17 protein-coding genes and 1 tRNA gene are annotated in these 18,228 nt (G+C 68.2%); 11 read left to right on the forward strand and 7 right to left on the reverse strand.

Features of this window, described 5'->3' with window-relative positions:
- Positions 1 to 17 precede the first annotated feature (17 nt).
- The 5 genes from ACSFBM_RS06205 (at position 18) to ACSFBM_RS06225 (ending at position 4,226) form a co-directional block, all read left to right on the forward strand.
- Positions 18 to 1,001, forward strand: coding sequence for a branched-chain amino acid ABC transporter permease (locus ACSFBM_RS06205; protein ID WP_435483585.1), 984 nt, complete (start codon positions 18 to 20; stop codon positions 999 to 1,001).
- A 13-nt stretch (positions 1,002 to 1,014) separates the two neighbouring features.
- Positions 1,015 to 2,082, forward strand: coding sequence for a branched-chain amino acid ABC transporter permease (locus ACSFBM_RS06210; protein ID WP_435483586.1), 1,068 nt, complete (start codon positions 1,015 to 1,017; stop codon positions 2,080 to 2,082).
- On the forward strand, positions 2,079 to 2,972 hold the full coding sequence (locus ACSFBM_RS06215) for an alpha/beta fold hydrolase (protein ID WP_435483587.1): 894 nt from the start codon (positions 2,079 to 2,081) through the stop codon (positions 2,970 to 2,972). The genes ACSFBM_RS06210 and ACSFBM_RS06215 overlap by 4 nt, the downstream gene beginning before the upstream one ends.
- Positions 2,973 to 3,025: 53 nt before the next feature.
- Positions 3,026 to 3,532, forward strand: coding sequence for a DUF1993 domain-containing protein (locus ACSFBM_RS06220; protein ID WP_435483588.1), 507 nt, complete (start codon positions 3,026 to 3,028; stop codon positions 3,530 to 3,532).
- 130 nt (positions 3,533 to 3,662) lie between these two features.
- Positions 3,663 to 4,226: a thioredoxin family protein gene (locus tag ACSFBM_RS06225; protein WP_435483732.1), complete on the forward strand. Its 564-nt coding sequence runs from the start codon at positions 3,663 to 3,665 to the stop codon at positions 4,224 to 4,226.
- 13 nt (positions 4,227 to 4,239) lie between these two features.
- Here the strand turns inward: ACSFBM_RS06225 and hemH are convergent, their stop codons facing one another.
- Entirely contained in the window at positions 4,240 to 5,271 is a 1,032-nt protein-coding gene (hemH, locus tag ACSFBM_RS06230) for a ferrochelatase (RefSeq protein WP_435483589.1), read from the reverse strand.
- A gap of 15 nt (positions 5,272 to 5,286) precedes the next feature.
- Between hemH and ACSFBM_RS06235 the strand changes: the two genes are divergently transcribed.
- Complete coding sequence (locus tag ACSFBM_RS06235; RefSeq protein ID WP_435483590.1) at positions 5,287 to 6,018, forward strand: HAD family hydrolase; 732 nt, start codon at positions 5,287 to 5,289, stop codon at positions 6,016 to 6,018.
- Between the two features lie 3 nt (positions 6,019 to 6,021).
- Here ACSFBM_RS06235 and ACSFBM_RS06240 read toward each other — a convergent pair whose 3' ends face one another.
- Positions 6,022 to 6,327 (reverse strand): NIPSNAP family protein, encoded by a 306-nt coding sequence (locus ACSFBM_RS06240; RefSeq protein WP_435483591.1) that lies wholly within the window; start codon positions 6,325 to 6,327, stop codon positions 6,022 to 6,024.
- 120 nt (positions 6,328 to 6,447) lie between these two features.
- Here ACSFBM_RS06240 and ACSFBM_RS06245 point away from each other — a divergent pair, with 120 nt between their 5' ends.
- Positions 6,448 to 7,089: a LysE family translocator gene (locus ACSFBM_RS06245; RefSeq protein WP_435483592.1), complete on the forward strand. Its 642-nt coding sequence runs from the start codon at positions 6,448 to 6,450 to the stop codon at positions 7,087 to 7,089.
- Positions 7,090 to 7,098: 9 nt separating this feature from the next.
- Here the strand turns inward: ACSFBM_RS06245 and ACSFBM_RS06250 are convergent, their stop codons facing one another.
- The 4 genes from ACSFBM_RS06250 to hpnC are packed head-to-tail and all read right to left on the reverse strand — an operon-like array spanning position 7,099 to position 10,419.
- Complete coding sequence (locus tag ACSFBM_RS06250; RefSeq protein ID WP_435483593.1) at positions 7,099 to 7,407, reverse strand: hypothetical protein; 309 nt, start codon at positions 7,405 to 7,407, stop codon at positions 7,099 to 7,101.
- Positions 7,404 to 8,666, reverse strand: coding sequence for a hydroxysqualene dehydroxylase HpnE (gene hpnE / locus ACSFBM_RS06255; RefSeq protein WP_435483594.1), 1,263 nt, complete (start codon positions 8,664 to 8,666; stop codon positions 7,404 to 7,406). Before hpnE ends, ACSFBM_RS06250 begins: the two co-directional genes overlap by 4 nt.
- A 2-nt stretch (positions 8,667 to 8,668) precedes the next feature.
- Entirely contained in the window at positions 8,669 to 9,508 is an 840-nt protein-coding gene (hpnD, locus tag ACSFBM_RS06260; RefSeq protein ID WP_435483595.1) for a presqualene diphosphate synthase HpnD, read from the reverse strand.
- Entirely contained in the window at positions 9,505 to 10,419 is a 915-nt protein-coding gene (hpnC, locus tag ACSFBM_RS06265) for a squalene synthase HpnC (RefSeq protein WP_435483596.1), read from the reverse strand. Before hpnC ends, hpnD begins: the two co-directional genes overlap by 4 nt.
- A gap of 72 nt (positions 10,420 to 10,491) precedes the next feature.
- Here hpnC and ACSFBM_RS06270 point away from each other — a divergent pair, with 72 nt between their 5' ends.
- The 4 genes from ACSFBM_RS06270 (at position 10,492) to ACSFBM_RS06285 (ending at position 17,142) form a co-directional block, all read left to right on the forward strand.
- Positions 10,492 to 12,411 carry a potassium transporter Kup gene (locus tag ACSFBM_RS06270; protein ID WP_435483597.1) on the forward strand — a complete coding sequence of 640 codons (1,920 nt, stop codon included), beginning with the start codon at positions 10,492 to 10,494 and terminating at the stop codon, positions 12,409 to 12,411.
- A 139-nt stretch (positions 12,412 to 12,550) separates the two neighbouring features.
- Positions 12,551 to 13,771: an efflux RND transporter periplasmic adaptor subunit gene (locus tag ACSFBM_RS06275; RefSeq protein ID WP_435483598.1), complete on the forward strand. Its 1,221-nt coding sequence runs from the start codon at positions 12,551 to 12,553 to the stop codon at positions 13,769 to 13,771.
- On the forward strand, positions 13,768 to 16,953 hold the full coding sequence (locus tag ACSFBM_RS06280; protein ID WP_435483599.1) for an efflux RND transporter permease subunit: 3,186 nt from the start codon (positions 13,768 to 13,770) through the stop codon (positions 16,951 to 16,953). Before ACSFBM_RS06275 ends, ACSFBM_RS06280 begins: the two co-directional genes overlap by 4 nt.
- Before the next feature lie 102 nt (positions 16,954 to 17,055).
- Positions 17,056 to 17,142, forward strand: a tRNA-Leu gene (locus ACSFBM_RS06285).
- A gap of 75 nt (positions 17,143 to 17,217) precedes the next feature.
- On the opposite strand, the gene ACSFBM_RS06290 is transcribed toward ACSFBM_RS06285, so the two are convergent.
- Positions 17,218 to 18,150: a hypothetical protein gene (locus ACSFBM_RS06290; protein ID WP_435483600.1), complete on the reverse strand. Its 933-nt coding sequence runs from the start codon at positions 18,148 to 18,150 to the stop codon at positions 17,218 to 17,220.
- Positions 18,151 to 18,228 lie beyond the last annotated feature (78 nt).

An 18,228-nucleotide genomic window follows, 5' to 3' on the forward strand; every position in this document is an offset into this window, starting at 1 on the left:
CAAGAGGGAGCGCGCGCATGACCAAGATCGACTTCGACTGGAAGCCCCTGCTGCTCGCCCCGGTGCTCGCACTGGTCGCGCTGCCGCTCACCGGCTCCTTCTCCACCTGGCTCACGCTCACGGTCGCGGGCCTGGCGATGGGCATGATCATCTTCATCATCGCCTCGGGTCTCACGCTGGTGTTCGGGCTGATGGACGTGCTGAACTTCGGCCATGGCGTGTTCATTGCGCTCGGCGCCTTCGTGGCGAGCAGCGTGCTCGGCCTGATGGGCGACTGGACGGGCTCGGGCGAGCTGTGGCGCAACCTGGTGGCGGTGTTCCCGGCCATGCTGGTCGCGATGCTCGTGGCCGGTGCGGTCGGCCTCGCGTTCGAGCGCTTCATCGTGCGGCCCGTGTACGGCCAGCATCTGAAGCAGATCCTCATCACCATGGGCGGCATGATCATCGGCGAGGAGCTCATCAAGGTGATCTGGGGCCCGGCGCAGGTTCCGCTGCCGCTGCCCGAAGCGCTGCGCGGCTCGTTGCTCATCGGCGACGCGGCCATCAGCAAGTACCGCCTGCTTGCGGTGGCCGTGGGTGTGGTGGTGTTCGGCGTGCTCGCCTGGACGCTGGGCCGCACCAAGATCGGCCTGCTCATTCGCGCCGGCGTGCAGGACCGCGAGATGGTCGAGTCGCTGGGCTACCGCATCGGGCGCCTCTTCGTCGGCGTGTTCGTGGTGGGCAGCGCGCTGGCCGGCCTGGGCGGCGTGATGTGGGGGCTGTTCCAGCAGAACCTGGTGCCGCAGATGGGCGCGCAGGTCAACGTGCTGATCTTCATCGTCATCATCATCGGCGGGCTGGGCTCGACGGGCGGGGCGCTCATCGGCGCGCTGCTGGTGGGGCTGATGACCAACTACATCGGCTTCCTGCTGCCGACGGTCACGCAGTTCGCGAGCATCTTCCTCATGGTGGCCGTGCTGCTGTGGCGCCCGCAGGGCGTGTACCCCGTGGCCAACCGTTGAGGAGAAAGCCGTCATGTTCCTGAAACGACTTCTCTCCAACGACATGCCGCGCAGCCGCCTGCTGGCGCTGCTGCTGGTGGTGCTGTTCATCGCGCTGGCGTTCGCGCCGTTCATCTTCCCGGGCGTGAAGGCGCTCAGCGTCGCGGCCAAGATCCTGGTGTTCGTGGTGCTGGTGGCCAGCTTCGACCTGCTGCTGGGCTACACCGGCATCGTGAGCTTCGCGCACACGATGTTCTTCGGCATCGGCGCGTACGGCATTGCCATCTCGGCCTCGCGGCTGGGGCCCAACTGGGGCGCGGTGCTGGTGGGGCTGGGCGCGTCGCTGGCGGTCTCGCTGGTGCTGTCGTTCGCCATCGGGCTGTTCTCGCTGCGGGTGCGCGCGATCTTCTTCGCGATGATCACGCTGGCCGTGGCCTCGGCCTTCCAGACGCTGGCCTCGCAGCTGTCGGACTTCACCGGCGGCGAAGACGGCCTGACCTTCAAGATGCCCGAGCTGATCTCGCCGAGCTTCGAGTTCTCGCAAGACCCGTTCCTGGGCGTGTCGCTCGACGGCCGGCTGCTGTGCTACTACCTGCTGTTCGTGGCGGCGGTGGTGCTGGTGCTCGCGCTGCTGCGCATCGTGAACTCGCCGTTCGGGCGGGTGCTGCAGGCCATCCGCGAGAACGAGTTCCGCGCCGAGGCCATCGGCTACCGCGTGGTGGTGTACCGCACCACGGCGGCCGTGCTGTCCGCGCTGTTCGCCACGCTGGCCGGCGCCATGCTGGCCATCTGGCTGCGCTACAACGGCCCCGACACCTCGCTGAGCTTCGAGATCATGATCGACGTGCTGCTCATCGTGGTGATCGGCGGCATGGGCACCATCTACGGCGCGGCCATCGGCGCGGTGCTGTTCGTCATTGCGCAGAGCTACCTGCAGGATCTGCTGCGCGTGGGCAGCGAGGCCGCGAGCGGCCTGCCATGGCTGGCCGCGCTGCTGTCGCCCGACCGCTGGCTGCTGTGGCTGGGCGTGCTGTTCGTGCTTTCCGTTTACTACTTTCCCACCGGCATCGTCGGCAAACTCCGAGCAAGGGCTGCGCGATGAGCGACCACCTCATTCCCAATTTGCCGACTTCGCACTATGCGCAGCTGGCGGGCCGCGAGATCCATTGGCTCGAATGGGGCGCTGCCGATGCTCCGGTGGTCATCGCCTGGCACGGCCTGGCGCGCACCGGGCGCGACATGGACGAGCTGGCGCAGCACTTCGCCGCGCGCGGCTTTCGCGTGATCTGCCCCGACACCCTCGGGCGGGGGCTCAGCCAGTGGAGCCCGCTGCCTGACGAGGAATACACGCTCGCGTTCTACGCGCGCATCGCTAACGCGCTGTGCGACGAACTGCAGCTGGAGCGCGTGCACTGGGTCGGCACCTCGATGGGCGGCGCCATCGGCACCGTCTGCGCCTCGGGCCTGTTCGAGCCGCGCATGAAGTCGCGCATCGCGAGCCTGGTGCTCAACGACAACGCGCCCGAACTCGCGCAGGCCGCCATCGAGCGCATCCGCGCCTATGCAGGCCAGCCGCCCGCGTTCGACACGGTGGCCGAGCTGGAGGCGTTCTTCCGCACGGTCTACAAGCCCTACGGCTGGCTGAGCGATGCGCAATGGCGCCGCCTGACCGAAAGCTCCACGCGCCGCCTGCCCGACGGCCGCGTCACGCCGCACTACGACCCGGCCATGGTCCGCCAGTTCAGCGCGCACGACAACGACTACCTGATCTGGCCGCACTACGACACCATCGAGGTGCCGGTGCTGTGCCTGCGCGGGGCCGAGTCCGACCTGGTGCTGCCCGAGGTGCTCGAACGGATGCGCCTGCGCGGCCCCGGCGCCGCGGGCAGGCTGGAGGTGATCGAAGTGCCTGCCTGCGGCCACGCGCCCGCGCTGAACGTGCCGGAGCAACTCTTGCCGGTCGAAGGGTTTATCCGCGCGGCGGGCGCCTGAGGCGCGGCGGCAGCACAATCGCCGCCGATCACAACCACAAGGCCTCGACCACCATGGCACTCTCGATGTACGACCTGTCCGTGCCCGTCTTCACCCGCGGACTCGGACAACTCACCCACCTGCTCGACAAGAGCCTGGCGCACGCCAAGGCCCATGGCATCGACCCGGCCACGCTGGTCGAGGCCCGCCTGGCACCCGACATGCTCACGCTGGCCGGCCAGGTCCAGCGTGCGAGCGACGCCTCCAAGCTCGGCGTGGCCCGCATCGCCGGCATCACCGCGCCGAGCTTCCCCGACGAGGAAAAAACCTGGGACGACCTGCTGGCGCGCATCGCGAAGACGCAAGCCTTCCTGGCGTCCGTGGAGCGCGCGCAGGTCGACGGCCAGGAAGAACATGACGTGGTCATCAAGGCCGGCGGTGGCGAGGCGCATTTCACCGCGCAACGCTACCTGCTGCAGTTCGCGCTGCCGAACTTCTTCTTCCATGTGACGACGGCCTACGACGTGCTGCGCCACAAGGGCATGCCGATCGGCAAGCTGGACTACCTGGGCAAGTTCTGAAGCGCGCGCGCCTTCACGGCGCCGTGACAGATTTCAAATTGCCGTGACACATGCGCACGCCCGGCGTGCGCCGCCAACAATCGCCCCTGACCGCTGTCGGTCTGACACGAACGGGGTTGCGATCATGAAGATGTTGTCCAGAAGGGCGTTCTCGGGGCTCGCCGCCGGGTCGTCCGCACTCGTGGCGGCGGCGGGCGGCGGCTGGCCGGTGCGCAGTGCATTCGCCGCGTCGCCGGGCCTGCGGGACTACGGCAAGGCCCCCGAATTCGCGGGCATCGACAAGTGGCTCAACTCGGAGCCGCTCACGCTGAAGGGCCTGGCAGGGCAGGTGGTGCTGGTCGATTTCTGGACCTACTCGTGCATCAACTGCATTCGCACGCTGCCGCACGTGGTGCGCTGGTACGAGACGTACAAGGACCGGGGCTTCACCGTGGTGGGCGTGCATTCGCCCGAGTTCGCCTACGAGAAACTCACGCGCAATGTGCAGGACGCCATCGAGCGCTTCCACATCCGCTACCCGGTGGCGCAGGACAACGGCTTCGTCACCTGGAAGGCCTACGACAACCAGTACTGGCCGGCCTTCTACCTGGTCGACGGCAAGGGGCAGGTGATGCGGCAGCACTTCGGCGAAGGGGAGTACGCCGAGATGGAGGCCGCGATCGAGGCGCTGCTGGCGCGCAAGGCGGCGGGCTGAACGCGCAGGCTATCTATCGCTGCACTGCCTGTGTGGGCCAGCCCGCGAGGTTGCGTTCGGCGATGTTGGCCAGCGCGGTGATCCATGCCGGACTGTCGTTGAGGCAGGGGATGTAGCTGAAGGCCTGGCCGCCGGCGTGCATGAAGGCCTCGCGGCCTTCCATGGCAATTTCTTCCAGCGTCTCGAGGCAGTCGGCCGGAAAGCCGGGGCACACCACGTCGACGCGCTTCACGCCCGAAGCGCCGAGTTCGCGCAGCGTGGGCTCGGTGTAGGGCTCCAGCCACTTGGCGCGGCCGAAGCGCGACTGGAAGGTCACGCGGTACTGCGCCGGCGAAAGACCCAGCCGCGCCACCAGCAGGCGCGCGGTTTCCAGGCACTGCGACTGGTACGGGTCGCCCAGCGCGATGTTGCGCGCAGGAATGCCGTGGAAGCTCATCAGCAGCACCTCGCCGCGGCCTTCGGTCTTCCAATGCCGCTCGATGCCCTGGGCCAGCGCGTCGATGTAGCCGGGGTCGTCGTGGAATTCGTTGACGAAGCGGAACTCGGGCAGGCGGCGCTGCTTGCGGGTCCAGTCGTTCACCGCGTCGATCACGCTGGCCGTGGTGGTGGCCGAATACTGCGGGTAGGCCTGCAGCACCAGCACGCGGGTGACGCCTTCGGCCTGCAGTGCGTCCAGCCGCGAGGCGATCGACGGGTTGGCGTAGCGCATGGCGTCGCGCACCGCCACGCGGTGGCCGCGTTCGCCGAGCCAGCCCGCCAGCAGCGTGGCCTGCTTCTGCGTGAACACCTTGAGCGGCGAGCCTTCGGGCGTCCAGATGCTGGCGTACTTGGCGGCCGACTTGGCCGGCCGCACGCGCAGGATGATGCCGTGCAATATCAGCGCCCAGATGGCCCTGGGAATCTCGACCACGCGCGGGTCGCCCAGAAAGTCCGCCAGGTAGGGGCGCACGGCGGCGGCGGTGGGGGCGTCGGGCGAACCCAGGTTGCACCAGAGCACGGCGGTGCGCGGGTTGCTCGACGGAGCGGTCTCGTTGATTGAAGGCATGCGATATTCTCTGGCATGACCTCCGCTCCCTCTGCACCGTCGGGCTTTGTGCCCCTCGATGTGAAACGCATCAGCGCGATCTCGCTGGACCTCGACGACACCCTCTGGCCGATCTGGCCGACCATCGAACGCGCCGAAGGCGTGCTGCAAGCGTGGCTGCTGCGCGAAGCACCCAAGACCGCTTCGCTGCTGCTGACCCCCGGCATCCTGCGCGAACTGCGCGAGGCCACCGCCAAGGAGCGCTCCGACCTGGCGCACGACCTGAGCGCGCTGCGCCGCGAATCGATACGCACCGCACTGCGTCGCGCGGGCGAAGACCCGGCGCTGGCCGACCCGGCCTTCGACGCCTTCTTCGCGGAGCGCCAGCGCGTGACCCTGTACGACGACGCGCTGCCGGCGCTGAAGTGGCTCAGCGAGCGCTATCCGCTGGTGGCGGTGTCCAACGGCAATGCCGACATCCACAAGACCGGCGTGGGCCGGTGGTTTCGCACCGCCTTCAATGCGCGGGCGTTCGGCAGCGGCAAGCCGCATGCGCCGATCTTCCGTGCGGCGGCGGCCTCGGTCGGCCTGCTGCCCAAGGACGTGCTGCACGTGGGCGACGACGCGGAGCTCGACGTGGTCGGCGCGCTCAACGCCGGCATGCAGACCGCATGGCTGGTGCGCGACAAGCGGCCGTGGACGCACGACGCGCGGCCACAGCTGATCGTGCCCAACCTGCACGCGCTGTGCGTGGCGCTGGGCGCCTGAGCCTCAGTTGAAGACCGGGCGGAAGAAGCTGCGCTCGTAGCTGACGATGCAGCGGGTTTCTTCCGCGTACTTGAACGCGGCCTGGCAGTCGGCGTCCTGCATGGAGTCGGCGCGGTACTTTTCGTAGGCCGCCAGGCTCGGGAAGGTGAACATCGCCAGCGCGACGTTGTTGACGCCTTCCGACGGCAGGAAGTAGCCGTGGTGCTGGCCGCCGAACTTCTCGACCAGTGGAATCCACAGCTTGCCGTAGTGCTCGAATTCCTTGAGCTTGTAGGCGTCGACGATGTAGCGCAGGTAGCAGGTGACCATGGGATGTTTCGGCGTGGGGGTTATCGAGAGGGGTGGCTGCGGCGATCCGCGGGCCTGACTATAGTTTCAGCCCCACCCATTTCAAGCTGTCGCGGCCCCGCGGCGCGCAGGAAACCCCAAGTGCACTTCTCCAACTGGCTCCTCTTCTGCGGCGTGACCTTGCTCGTCGCCTTCACGCCCGGCCCCGCGGTGCTGCTTGCCGTTTCGAATTCGATGTCCGTGGGCCCGCGCCGCGCCATGATCAGTTCGCTGGGCAACGCGATGGGGTTGTTCATGGTGTCCGCCGCCGCCATGGCCGGGCTGGGTGTGGTGCTGTCGACCTCGGCCCATGCCTTCATGGTGCTGAAGCTGGCCGGCGCGGCCTACCTGATCTACCTGGGCATCAAGCAGTGGCGCAGCCAGGGCAGCGTTTTCGCCGATCTGCAGGGCTCGCCCACCGCAGGCTCGCCGCGTTCGAGCTGGCGGCTGTTCGGCCATGGCCTGACGGTGGCGCTGACCAACCCCAAGGGCATTCTTTTCTTCTCGGCGCTGTTCCCGCAGTTCCTGACGCAGGACGCGCCGCTCGCCATGCAGTTCGCCGTGCTGACGGCCACCTTCGCCGCGGCTTCGGTGCTGTCGCATGCGTTCTATGTGCTGCTGGCGCGCCTGCTGCGCAAGCAGCTGTCAGACCCGCGGCGCACGCGGCTGTTCAACAAGGTGTCGGGCGGTGCGTTCGTGCTGCTGGGGCTGAGCCTGCTGCGCCTGCGCAACAAGACGGCCTGAGCGCTGTCTTCAGTCGAGCGCGAACTGCTCGCGCAATGCCGCGCAGAAATCTTCGGTGCCGCCCAGCGAGAAGGTGAGGGTGTCGAAGCGCGGTTCGTCTTCGTGCGTTTCCTGCAGGTCGTAATCCCACACCGCGCCTTCTTCGAGGGGGCCGCGCGCATCGGGGAAGGTGGCCTCGGCCCAGGCCAGCACCCGCGCGATCTCGGCCCGCACCTCGGGCGTCTTGTGTGGCGGGGTCGACGCCATCGCGTCGAAGGTGCCGTGGCCCTCGGTGTCTTCGCTGTAGTCGAAATCCAGATAGCGCAGTTCGTTCGTCATGGGGTCGATGCCTTGGCGGCGGCCAGCCCGCTGAGCACCGCGCCTTCGAGCGTGGCGGGGTAGGGGCCGTCGATGTAGTCGCCGCAGGCTCGAAGGCCCGGCGCAATGGTCGAAGGGGGTCTGGCGAGCGCGGGCGTGCAGGCGAAGGTGGCGCGCTTCTCGACGACGGTCTGCACGAGCTGCAGGTTGGCCTGGCCCAGTTGCACGGCGGCTTGTGCGATCACCTGTTCTTCCAGCAATTCGCGCGATGTTTCGTTGGCGCTGACGACCATGGCGAGCACGCCGTGCAGGCCGCCGAGCTGGCCCTTGTCGAAGGCGAACTGCGCGGGCGCCGTGGCCGGGTTGCTGCGCAGCGCGAGCATGGGTTCGGCGAGCGACGAAGCCCCGCGCACGTAGACCGTGGCGATGGCTTCGAAGCGCAGGGCCTCGGTGGTGGCGCACCATGCGTCGGCCGGCAGGCCTGAAGCGCGGACCAGCCGCCCGGCGTCCCACGGCGCGCAGGCCAGCACGACCTGGTCGAAGACTTCCTCGTCAACGCGCCAAAGGCCCGCTTCGGGCGTGATCGCGCGCACGCGGTGACCGATGCGCACGGCCGCGCCATGCGCCGTCAGCCATCGAATCGCCGCATCGGGCAGCAGGGCACCCAGGTCGGCACGCGGCAACAGCAGGTCGGCGCCACCGCTGCCGCTGAAGAGCGCGTCTTTCAGCACGCGCAGGAACACTTCGCCGCTCGACTGCCCCACGGGCGTATTGAGCGCCGACAAGCACAGCGGCTCGATCAGCTCCTTCATCACGCGCGGCGTGAGACCGGCGCACAGGTCGGCGACCGTGGTGTGCGCGGCGCAACGGAAGCCGGCAAGCCGCCAGCGGACTGCCGTGCGCAGCAGCGAAGACTTGTCGCGCCAGGTCCAGCCGCGCGCTGTGAATATGCCCACCAGCAGGTCGAGCGGCGCGGGCAATCGAGGCAGCTTGAGCCCGCCGCCGTCGGCAAAGCGCAGCGAGAGCGGCAGGCGCAGCAGCGCCTGGCCGACATCGACGCCGACGTCGCGCATCAGCTTGAGCGTGGCGGTGTACGCGCCGATGAGGATGTGCTGGCCGTTGTCGAGCGCCATGCCGTGCATGTGGTCGACGCGGCGCGCGCGCCCGCCCGGCATCGGCGCGGCTTCGAACAGTGTCACGGCATGGCCCAGGCGCGTGGCCTCGACGGCGCAGGCGAGGCCGGCCCAGCCGGCGCCGATGACGGCCGTCGTCTTTTTCAAGCTCAGATGCGCCCGAGCGCCTGAACCTTCCACGCCAGCCACAACTTGCGCACCGGCGTCAGGCTCACGCGCTGGTTCAGCACCTGGAAGTCGTCATGCTCGATCTCGCGCAGCAGGGTGCGGTAGATGCTGGCCATCATCAGGCCCGGCTTCTGGGCGCGGCGGTCGGCCAGCGGGAGCATCGACAGCGCTTCGTCGTAGGCCGCGTGGGCGCGCTCGGCCTGGAACTTCATCAGCGCGACGAAGCGTTCGGAGTGCACGCGGTTCAGGATTTCATGCGCCTTCACGTCGAACTTCTGCAGTTCGTTCACCGGCAGGTAGATGCGGCCGCGAAGGGCGTCTTCGCCCACGTCGCGCAGGATGTTCGTGAGCTGCAGCGCCAGGCCCAGCTTGTGGGCGTAGGCGGTGGTCTGCGGATCGGTCTGGCCGAAGATGCGCGCCGCGACTTCGCCCACCACGCCGGCCACGAGGTGGCAGTAGCGCGCAAGGCCGGGAAAGTCGAGGTAGCGGGTCTGGTCCAGGTCCATCTGGCAGCCGTCGATCACCTCGTGCAGCTGCCGCGCCTCGATGCCGTAGGCCGCGACGTGCGGCATCAGGGCCTGCATCACCGGGTGATGCGGCGTGCCGGCGAAGGCCTGGGCGACCTCGGTGCGCCACCAGGCGAGCTTGGTGGCGGCCACGCCGGGGTCGGTGACCTCGTCGACCACGTCGTCGACCTCGCGGCAGAAGGCATAGAACGCGGTGATCGCGGCGCGCCGCGGCTTGGGAAGGAACAGGAAGGCGTAATAGAAACTGCTGCCCGAAGCGGCGGCCTTGTCTTGCACGTATTGCTCGGGATTCATCGGGGAGGCGCTGCTTTCATGGGCCGCCATTGTCTCCGCATCCGCAGGGCGTTCCAGAGCAGCACGGGCGCATCGAGCTTGCCGATGGTGGGGCGCTGCGAGAAGGTGTCGAAGCCCAGGTCCTCGATCTTGTCGAGGATGCGCAGGCCGCCCTGCACGACGAAGCGCAGCTCCCACCCCATGCGGCCCGGCAGGCGGTGCACGAGGGGGGCGCCTTCGGTCATGAGCTCGCGGGCCCAGTGCGACACCACTGCTATCAAATTAATAGCTTCCTGCGGAGGTTCGACGCGGGTCAGCGGCGCAAATACCTTGAAGTTTTCGGGTGTCAGGCCGCGCCGGGCGCAGTCGGTCAGGGGAAAGTAGAAGCGCCCGCGCGGCAGGTCGACGCTCGGGTCCTGCCAGAAGTTGATGAGCTGCAGCGCGCTGCAGATGGCGTCGCTCTGCGCAAGCGCGTGCGCGTCGTGCACGCCATACAGATGCAGCAGCAACCGGCCGATGGGGTTGGCGGAGCGGCGGCAGTAGTCGAGCAGTTCGGCGCGGTCGGCGTAGCTGCCGCGGTCGCGGGTTTTCTCGATGTCCTGCATGAAGGCGCTCAGCAGGTCGGCGAGCAGCGCCTCGGGCAGGCCGTGCCGGGCGATGCTGTGCACGAGCGGGCCGAACACCTGCGGCCAGCGCGACGAGGCAAGCACCTCGCCTTGCGCGGCGGCGGCGAGTTCTTCGCGGTAGGCGCGCAGTTCGGCCAGGCGTTCGCCGGGCGAGGCGTTGCCTTCGTCGGCGATGTCGTCGGCGGTGCGTGCAAAGTGGTAGATCGCGGCAACGGGCGCTCGCAGGTGCGGTGGGCACAGCCACGAGGCGACCGGAAAGTTCTCGTAGTGCGCCGGTGGGGCGGCAAGGTGGGGAGTGGCGGACACGCGACGATTGTCCGCCACGGCGCCATGACCCGGCACTATGCTCGCAGCGTCGCCACTTTGAACTTCCGCTTCATGAAAGCATCCGCTCCGGCTTCCGGGCCCCAGGTTTCTGCGCACGGCGAGGCGCATCCGGCGGGTCCCACGCTCATGATCGCGGCGCTCGGCGTCGTGTTCGGCGACATCGGCACCTCGCCGCTCTACGCCTTCAAGGAGACGATGAACCCGGAGCACGGCATCCCGTTCTCGCCCGACTCGGTGCTGGGGCTGCTGTCGCTGATCTTCTGGGGGCTGATGTTCGTGGTGACGCTGAAGTACGTGGTGTTCGTGCTGCGCGCCGACCACGACGGCGAAGGCGGCATCCTGGCGCTGCAGGCCCTGGCCCGCAGCGCGGTGGCCGGCCCGAAGACCAAGCCCTGGGTGTGGAACGTGATCGGCATGCTGGGGCTGGTGGGTGCTGCCATGTTCTACGGCGACAGCCTGATCACGCCGGCCATCTCGGTGCTGTCGGCGGTGGAAGGCCTGGAAGTGCAGGCGCCCGTGCTGCAGCGCGCGGTGCTGCCGATCACCGTGGTTATATTGATTGCGCTTTTCGCGGTGCAGAAGAAGGGCACGGGCGTGGTCGGCAAGGTGTTCGGGCCGATCATGCTGCTGTGGTTCCTGGTGCTGGCGGCGGCCGGGCTGTGGCAAGTGCTGCAGCAGCCGCAGGTGCTGGCGGCGCTCGACCCGCGCCATGCCGTGCGCTTTCTGTTCGAGCATCGCGCGCAATCGCTCGCGGTGCTGGGCGCGGTGTTCCTGGCCTTCACGGGCGGCGAGGCGCTGTATGCCGACATGGGGCACTTCGGTGCGCGGCCGATCCGCCAGGCGTGGATCTTCATCGCGCTGCCAGGCCTGGTGCTGAATTACTTCGGCCAAGGCGCGCTGGTGCTGGGCAACCCCGCCGCCATCGACAACCCGTTCTTCCGGCTCTTTCCGTCGTGGGGCGTGCTGCCGATGGTGGTGCTGGCCGCCATGGCGACGGTGATCGCCTCGCAGGCGGTGATTTCGGGCGCCTTCTCGCTCACTGCGCACGCCATGCGCATGGGCTACCTGCCGCGCATGCGGGTGATCCAGACCTCGGGCACGGCCATCGGACAGATCTATGTGCCGGCCGTGAACTGGCTGCTGATGGTGGGCGTGCTGCTGCTGGTGCTGGGTTTTCGCAGCTCGGGCGCGCTGTCGGCGGCGTACGGCATCGCGGTGTCGATCACGATGGTGACGACCACGCTGCTGGCCGGCATCGTCGCCTGGGGCCTGTGGCGCTGGAACAGGGTGGCCGTGGTGGTCGGCGTGGCCGCCTTCGCGGTGGTCGACCTGACCTTCGTGGTGGCCAACAGCCTGAAGATCGCCGAAGGCGGCTGGCTCACGCTGGCCGTGGCCACCGGGGTGATGGTGCTCTTCACCACCTGGGCCAAGGGCCGCCGGCTGGGGCTGGAGGCGGCCGCGGCCGAAAGCCTGCCGCTGCGCCCGTTCATCGAATCGCTGGCGCTGCACATGCCGCACCGGGTGAGCGGCACGGCAGTGTTCCTGAACCCCGACGCCACCGCGGTGCCGCATGCGCTGCTGCACAACCTCAAGCATAACCAGGTGCTGCACGAGCAGGTGATCGTGCTGCGCGTGCTGCCCTGCGACACGCCGCGCGTGGACGCGCGCAACCGCATCGAGGCCGAGCAGCTGATGGAGGGCATCTGGGTGGTCACGGCGCGCCATGGGTTCATGGAACGGCCCGACGTGCCGGAGTTCATCCGCATCCTGGCGTACCAGAAGACGCTGGCCATCGACTCGATGAAGACCTCGTACTTCGTCTCGCGCGCCTCGGTGGGCGAGGAGAACCTGCCGGGCCTGAACCCGATTCGGCGCGCCTTGTTCGGCTGGCTGCAGCGCAACGCGGGCCGGGCGTCGGACTACTTCGAGCTGCCCGACAACCGGCTGGTGGAGATGGGTCAGCGCACCTAGCGGGAGCGGGCGGCAGGAGGGCTGTCGGTGCGCCATCGGTCGGTAGTGACCGGCGAGTCATTGACAGTATTTAACGTTTACCCTAGATTACTAACCAGTGGGTCAGTAATGACCCGGTTCGTTCTTCCTAGGGTGTCTCATGACCGCCTCCGCCGTCCTTTCTTCTCGTGCCCGCAGTGCCGCCTGGCTGCTGCTTCCCGCCATCTTCCTGGCCGGCTGTTCGCCGAAACCCGTCGCCGAGGAGCCTGTTCGCGCGGTCAAGTTCGTGACCGTGGGCACGAGCGACTTCGACGCCCAGCCCGAGTTTTCGGCCGAGGTGCGCGCGCGCGTCGAATCGCGCCTGGGCTTTCGGGTGGCGGGCAAGATCACCCGGCGCCAGGCCGAACTCGGCCAGCGCGTGCAGGCCGGCCAGGTGCTGGCCCAGCTCGATCCGCAGGACTACAAGCTGGCCGCCGACGCCGCCCGCGCCCAGCAGGCCGCCGCGCTGACCAATCGCGACCTCGCCGCGGCAGACCTGAAGCGCTATGCCGAACTGCGCCAGCAGAACTTCATCAGCGGTGCCGAGCTCGAGCGCCGCGAAACCACCTGGAAGGCCGCGCAGGCCCAGCTCGAACAGGCACAGGCGCAGCTCGCCTCGCAGGGCAACCAGGCCGCCTACACGACGCTGGTGGCCGATGTGGCCGGCGTCATCACCGCCATCGAGGCCGAGCCCGGGCAGGTCGTGCAGGCCGGCACGCCGGTGGTGCGCATCGCCCAGGACGGCGCGCGCGACGTGGTGTTCGCGGTGCCGGAAGACCGCGCCACGCTCATCAAGACCGGCACGCCGGTCACGGTGCGCGGCTGGTCGGGCGGCAGCGAGCTGCAGGGCCAGGTGCGCGAGGTGGCGGCGAGCGCCGACGCGGTCACGCGCACGTACTCGGTCAAGGTCGCCATCGACGCGGCCACCGCGCCGCCGCTGGGCGCCACGGTCTACGCGCGTCCGCAGGCCCTGGCGCACGCCAGCACCGCGGTGATGAAGCTGCCGACCAGCGCACTGCGCCAGGAAGGCAAGGGCTCGGCGGTGTGGGTGCTCGACAAGTCGACCATGACGGTGCGTTCGCAGCCGGTGCAGGTGGCCACCGCCGACGGCAATGAAGCCGTCATCGCCTCGGGCATCGCGCCCGGCATGATGGTCGTGGCCGCCGGCGTGCATGTGCTGTCGCCGGGTCAGAAGGTCACCATCTACCAGTCGAAGGAGGCGGCCGCGGCCGCCGCCAATGCCGCCGCAATCGCCGGCGCGAAGGCGTCGGCGCAGCCCGTGGCTGCCGTCGCCGCGACGAACAAGGAGATCGCTCCTGGCACAACGGGTGCCGCCAAATGAGCGGCGGCGCAGCAGACTCCCACGACAAGCCCTCCGGCTTCAACCTCTCCAAATGGGCGCTGGACCACGCGCCGCTCACGCGCTACCTGATGGTGGTGCTGATGGTGCTGGGTGCGTTCGCGTACTTCCAGCTCGGCCAGGACGAGGACCCGCCCTTTACCTTCCGTGCGATGGTGGTGCGCACCTACTGGCCCGGCGCCACCGCGCAGCAGGTGGCCGAGCAGGTCACCGACAAGATCGAGCGCACGCTGCAGGAGGCGCCGTACGCCGACAAGATCCGCAGCTATTCCAAGCCGGGCGAGTCGCAGATCATCTTCAACATCAAGGACTCGTCGAAGTCCGCCGAGGTGGCCAACGTCTGGTACACGGTGCGCAAGAAGATCGGCGACATGCGCGCCACCTTGCCCGCGGGCGTGCAAGGTCCGTTTTTCAACGACGACTTCGGCGATGTCTACGGCGTGATCTACGCGCTGGAGAGCGACGGCTTCAGCTACGCCGAGCTCAAGACGCTGGCCGACGACGTGCGCCAGCAGCTGCTGCGCGTGAAGGACGTGGCCAAGGTCGACCAGTTCGGCGTGCAGGACGAGAAGGTCTACATCGAGATCTCGCAGAAGCGCCTGGCGCAGCTGGGGCTGGACTTCAATGTGGTGCTGTCGCAGCTGGGTTCGCAGAACGCGATCGAAAGCGCGGGCACCATCCAGTCGCCGCAGGACGTGGTGCAGGTGCGCGTGGCGGGCCAGTTCACCAGCGTTGACCAGCTGCGCGACATGCCCATTCGCGGCAGCTCGGGCAACCAGCTGAAGCTGGGCGACATCGCGGACATTCGCCGCGGCTACGTCGACCCGCCTGCCGTGAAGGTGCACCACCAGGGCAAGGAAGTGATTGCGCTGGGCGTGTCGATGGCCAAGGGCGGCGACATCATCGCGCTGGGCAAGGCGCTGCGCGCCACCACCGCCACCATCGACCAGCGCCTGCCGGCCGGCGTGAAGCTGGCGCAGGTGCAGGACCAGCCGGTGTCGGTGGCCAGCTCGGTCAATGAATTCGTCGGCGTGCTGATCGAGGCCGTGGCCATCGTGCTGGCGGTGAGCATCATCGCGCTGGGCCTGCACAAGGGCGGGCGCTTCGGCTGGTACATCGACGTGCGCCCGGGGCTGGTGGTGGCCATCACCATCCCGCTGGTGCTGGCCGTGACCTTCCTGGCCATGAACTACTTCGGCATCGGGCTGCACAAGATATCGCTGGGCTCGCTCATCATCGCGCTCGGCCTGCTGGTGGACGACGCCATCATTGCGGTCGAGATGATGGTGCGCAAGATGGAAGAGGGTTACGACAAGGTGCGCGCTGCCACCTACGCCTACGACGTGACGGCCAAGCCGATGCTCACGGGCACGCTCATCACGGCGGCCGGCTTCCTGCCGATCGGCCTGGCGAAGTCGGTGACGGGCGAGTACACCTTCGCGATCTTCGCGGTGACGGTGATTGCGCTGGTGCTGTCGTGGATCGTGTCGGTGTACTTCGTGCCCTACCTCGGCACGCTGCTGCTGAAGGTGAAGGCGCACGACCCCGACGCGCCGCCGCACGAGCTGTTCGACTCGCCGTTCTACAACGCGTTTCGCCGTGCGGTGAACTGGTGCGTGCAGTACCGCTGGACGACCATCGGCGTCACGGTGCTGATCTTCGCGCTCGGCATCGTCGGCATGGGCAAGGTGCAGCAGCAGTTCTTTCCGGACTCGAGCCGGCCCGAAATCCTGGTCGACATCTGGTTCCCGGAAGGCACCTCGTTCGCGGCCAACGAAGAGGTCGCCAGGCGCGTGGAGCAGCGCTTCATGCAGGAAGAGGGCGTGAAGACGGTCAGCACCTGGATCGGCTCGGGCGTGCCGCGCTTCTACCTGCCGCTGGACCAGGTGTTTCCGCAGACCAACGTGTCGCAGCTCATCGTGCTGGCCAAGGACCTGAAGGTGCGCGAGACGCTGCGCCTGAAGCTGCCGCAGATGCTGGCGCAGGAGTTCCCCGAGGTGCGCGGGCGCGTCAAGCTGCTGCCCAACGGGCCGCCGGTGGCGTACCCGGTGCAGTTCCGCGTGATCGGCCTCGACCCGGCGCAACTGCGCGCCCATGCCGACGAGGTGAAGGCCGTGCTGCGCGACAACGCCAACATGCGCGGCGTGAACGACAACTGGAACGAGTCGGTCAAGGTCATCCGCCTGGAGATCGACCAGGCCAAGGCGCGCGCGCTGGGCGTGACGAGCCAGGCCATCGCGCAGGCGTCGAAGACCATGTTCAGCGGCACCACCGTGGGCCAGTACCGCGAGAACGACCAGCTGATCGACATCGTGCTGCGCCAGGCGCCGGACGAGCGCCAGGCCATCTCGGACATCGGCAATGCCTACATCCCGACGAGCTCGGGCCGGTCGATTCCGCTCACACAGATCGCCAAGCCGGTGTTCACGTGGGAGCCGGGCGTGATGTGGCGCGAGAACCGCGACTACGCCATCACCGTGCAGGGCGACGTGATCGAGGGCCTGCAAGGCGCCACCGTCACGGCCCAGCTGCTGCCGAAGCTGCGCGAACTCGAGGCGGGCTGGGCGGCGGCCGGGCAGGGCGGCTACCGCATCGACGTGGCGGGCGCGGTGGAGGAAAGCAGCAAGGGCTCGGCCTCCATCGTGGCGGGCGTGCCGATCATGCTGTTCCTGGTGTTCACGCTGCTGATGCTGCAACTGCACAGCTTCAGCCGTTCGCTGCTGGTGTTCATCACCGGGCCGATGGGCATTGCCGGGGTGGCCGGTGCGCTGCTGCTGTTGAACCGACCCTTCGGCTTCGTCGCGCTCCTGGGCGTGATCGCGCTGATGGGCATGATCCAGCGCAACGCGGTGATCCTGATCGACCAGATCGAGCTCGACCGGGCGGCGGGCGTGCCGGCGTGGGACGCGATCGTGGAGTCGGCGGTGCGGCGGCTGCGCCCGATCGTGCTGACGGCCGCGGCGGCGGTGCTGGCCATGATTCCGCTGTCGCGCAGCGTGTTCTGGGGGCCGATGGCGGTGGCCATCATGGGCGGGCTGATCGTGGCCACGGTGCTGACGCTGCTGGCCTTGCCGGCGATGTATGCCGCCGCATTCCGCGTGAAGCGCGAGCCGGGCGAGCCGGTGGCATCGCCGGCACCGAATGGGGCCGCGATTAGTGTTTAAAATCGAAGGCTGACCGATTTCAAGCGGATGGTCTTTGGCCCGTGCAAGCGCATGGCGCAAAAAGGGCTGTCCGCTTTTGCATTCACCTGAAAGATTGGCATCGCGCGGGTGGCGAAATTGGTAGACGCACCAGGTTTAGGTCCTGACGTTCGCAAGAACGTGCCGGTTCGAGTCCGGCCCCGCGCACCAGCCCTGCCGAATAGCCCGTTCTATGGCGCAGTGACGAAGCCCCCCGTTTCGAAAGAGACGGGGGCTTTTTCTTTTTCACCAGTCGCTGCTGCTGTCCGAACCGCCGCTGCTCGCGTCGTCCCACGAGCTGGTGTCGGTGATGCCGAAGTCGTTGTCGGCGATGCGCTCGGGCTCCTGCGGCGAAGAAGAAGGCCAGAGGCTGCGGCCCATCTCGGTGTTGCCGCTGTCATTGCCGCTGTTGGCGAGGCGGGACGTGTCGTTACGGTCCGTGGTGTCCGACCTGTCGTGCATCCAGTGGCGCACGGCTTCCTGTGCGACGACTGCGCCGATGCCGACGGCGGCGCCCGTGGCGAGTGCGCCGCCCAGGCCCATGCCCGGCGCGGCTGCGGGCGGCGCTGCAGGCGGCCAGGTGCCGCCGGGGCCGTAGCTCGCGTAGCCATTGGGCGCATTGGCCGCGCCAGGCGCCGGTCCGTAGGAGGGGGCTTGGGCGACGGGCGGTGCCACCCGGCGGCGGAACGCGAGGTAGCCGACGGCCAGCAACGCCACCAGGGCGATCGGCAGCCACGGCGTCGAGCCGGTCCTGGTTTCGGTTTGCTGCGGCTCCGGGGTGGGCGTGCTCGTGCGTGCGGGCTCGGTTCGCGGCGGTGTTGCCGCGGGCTTGTCGAGCTTGGCCGTGAGTCTTTCGACGGCCTCGGGCTTGGCGAAGGACAGGTCGGGCGACAGCGCCTTGGCTTGGCCCAGCGCGGTTCTCGCGCCGTCGAGCTTGCCTTGCGCCGCGAGGAGCTCTGCCTGGACGAAATGCGCCTTGGCGCTGCTGGGGTGGTCCTTCAGCACCTTCGCGATCATGGCGTCGGCGTCGGACATCCGGCCGCCGTTTGCCGCGTCATAGATCTGCTGGATGGTGGGCTCGTTCGGTGCGGGTGCATCGGCCTTGGCCTGCGCCAACGAGGGCATGCCGAAGGCCAGGACAAGGGTGAGGCCGAAGGCGGCGAGCATTCGCTGAAACATGAAATCTCCTGTGCGTTCCTGTGGGGAGGAACGAATCGGAGCTCACTTTAAAGCGCGAATATTGGACAAACCTGACCG

The sequence above is a fragment of the Variovorax pasteuri genome (assembly GCF_051216435.1).
Taxonomy (GTDB): Bacteria; Pseudomonadota; Gammaproteobacteria; order Burkholderiales; family Burkholderiaceae_C; genus Variovorax.

Excerpts from the sequence above, each read along its gene's own strand:
- ACSFBM_RS06270 (WP_435483597.1), top strand. The coding sequence starts at position 10,492 with ATGAAAGCATCCGCTCCGGCTTCCGGGCCCCAGGTTTCTGCGCACGGC.
- hemH (WP_435483589.1), bottom strand. The coding sequence starts at position 5,271 with ATGCCTTCAATCAACGAGACCGCTCCGTCGAGCAACCCGCGCACCGCC.
- ACSFBM_RS06205 (WP_435483585.1), top strand. The coding sequence starts at position 18 with ATGACCAAGATCGACTTCGACTGGAAGCCCCTGCTGCTCGCCCCGGTG.
- ACSFBM_RS06250 (WP_435483593.1), bottom strand. The coding sequence starts at position 7,407 with ATGACGAACGAACTGCGCTATCTGGATTTCGACTACAGCGAAGACACC.
- ACSFBM_RS06225 (WP_435483732.1), top strand. The coding sequence starts at position 3,663 with ATGTTGTCCAGAAGGGCGTTCTCGGGGCTCGCCGCCGGGTCGTCCGCA.
- hpnD (WP_435483595.1), bottom strand. The coding sequence starts at position 9,508 with ATGAATCCCGAGCAATACGTGCAAGACAAGGCCGCCGCTTCGGGCAGC.
- ACSFBM_RS06275 (WP_435483598.1), top strand. The coding sequence starts at position 12,551 with ATGACCGCCTCCGCCGTCCTTTCTTCTCGTGCCCGCAGTGCCGCCTGG.
- ACSFBM_RS06210 (WP_435483586.1), top strand. The coding sequence starts at position 1,015 with ATGTTCCTGAAACGACTTCTCTCCAACGACATGCCGCGCAGCCGCCTG.
- ACSFBM_RS06235 (WP_435483590.1), top strand. The coding sequence starts at position 5,287 with ATGACCTCCGCTCCCTCTGCACCGTCGGGCTTTGTGCCCCTCGATGTG.
- ACSFBM_RS06290 (WP_435483600.1), bottom strand. The coding sequence starts at position 18,150 with ATGTTTCAGCGAATGCTCGCCGCCTTCGGCCTCACCCTTGTCCTGGCC.
- ACSFBM_RS06215 (WP_435483587.1), top strand. The coding sequence starts at position 2,079 with ATGAGCGACCACCTCATTCCCAATTTGCCGACTTCGCACTATGCGCAG.
- ACSFBM_RS06220 (WP_435483588.1), top strand. The coding sequence starts at position 3,026 with ATGGCACTCTCGATGTACGACCTGTCCGTGCCCGTCTTCACCCGCGGA.
- ACSFBM_RS06280 (WP_435483599.1), top strand. The coding sequence starts at position 13,768 with ATGAGCGGCGGCGCAGCAGACTCCCACGACAAGCCCTCCGGCTTCAAC.
- ACSFBM_RS06240 (WP_435483591.1), bottom strand. The coding sequence starts at position 6,327 with ATGGTCACCTGCTACCTGCGCTACATCGTCGACGCCTACAAGCTCAAG.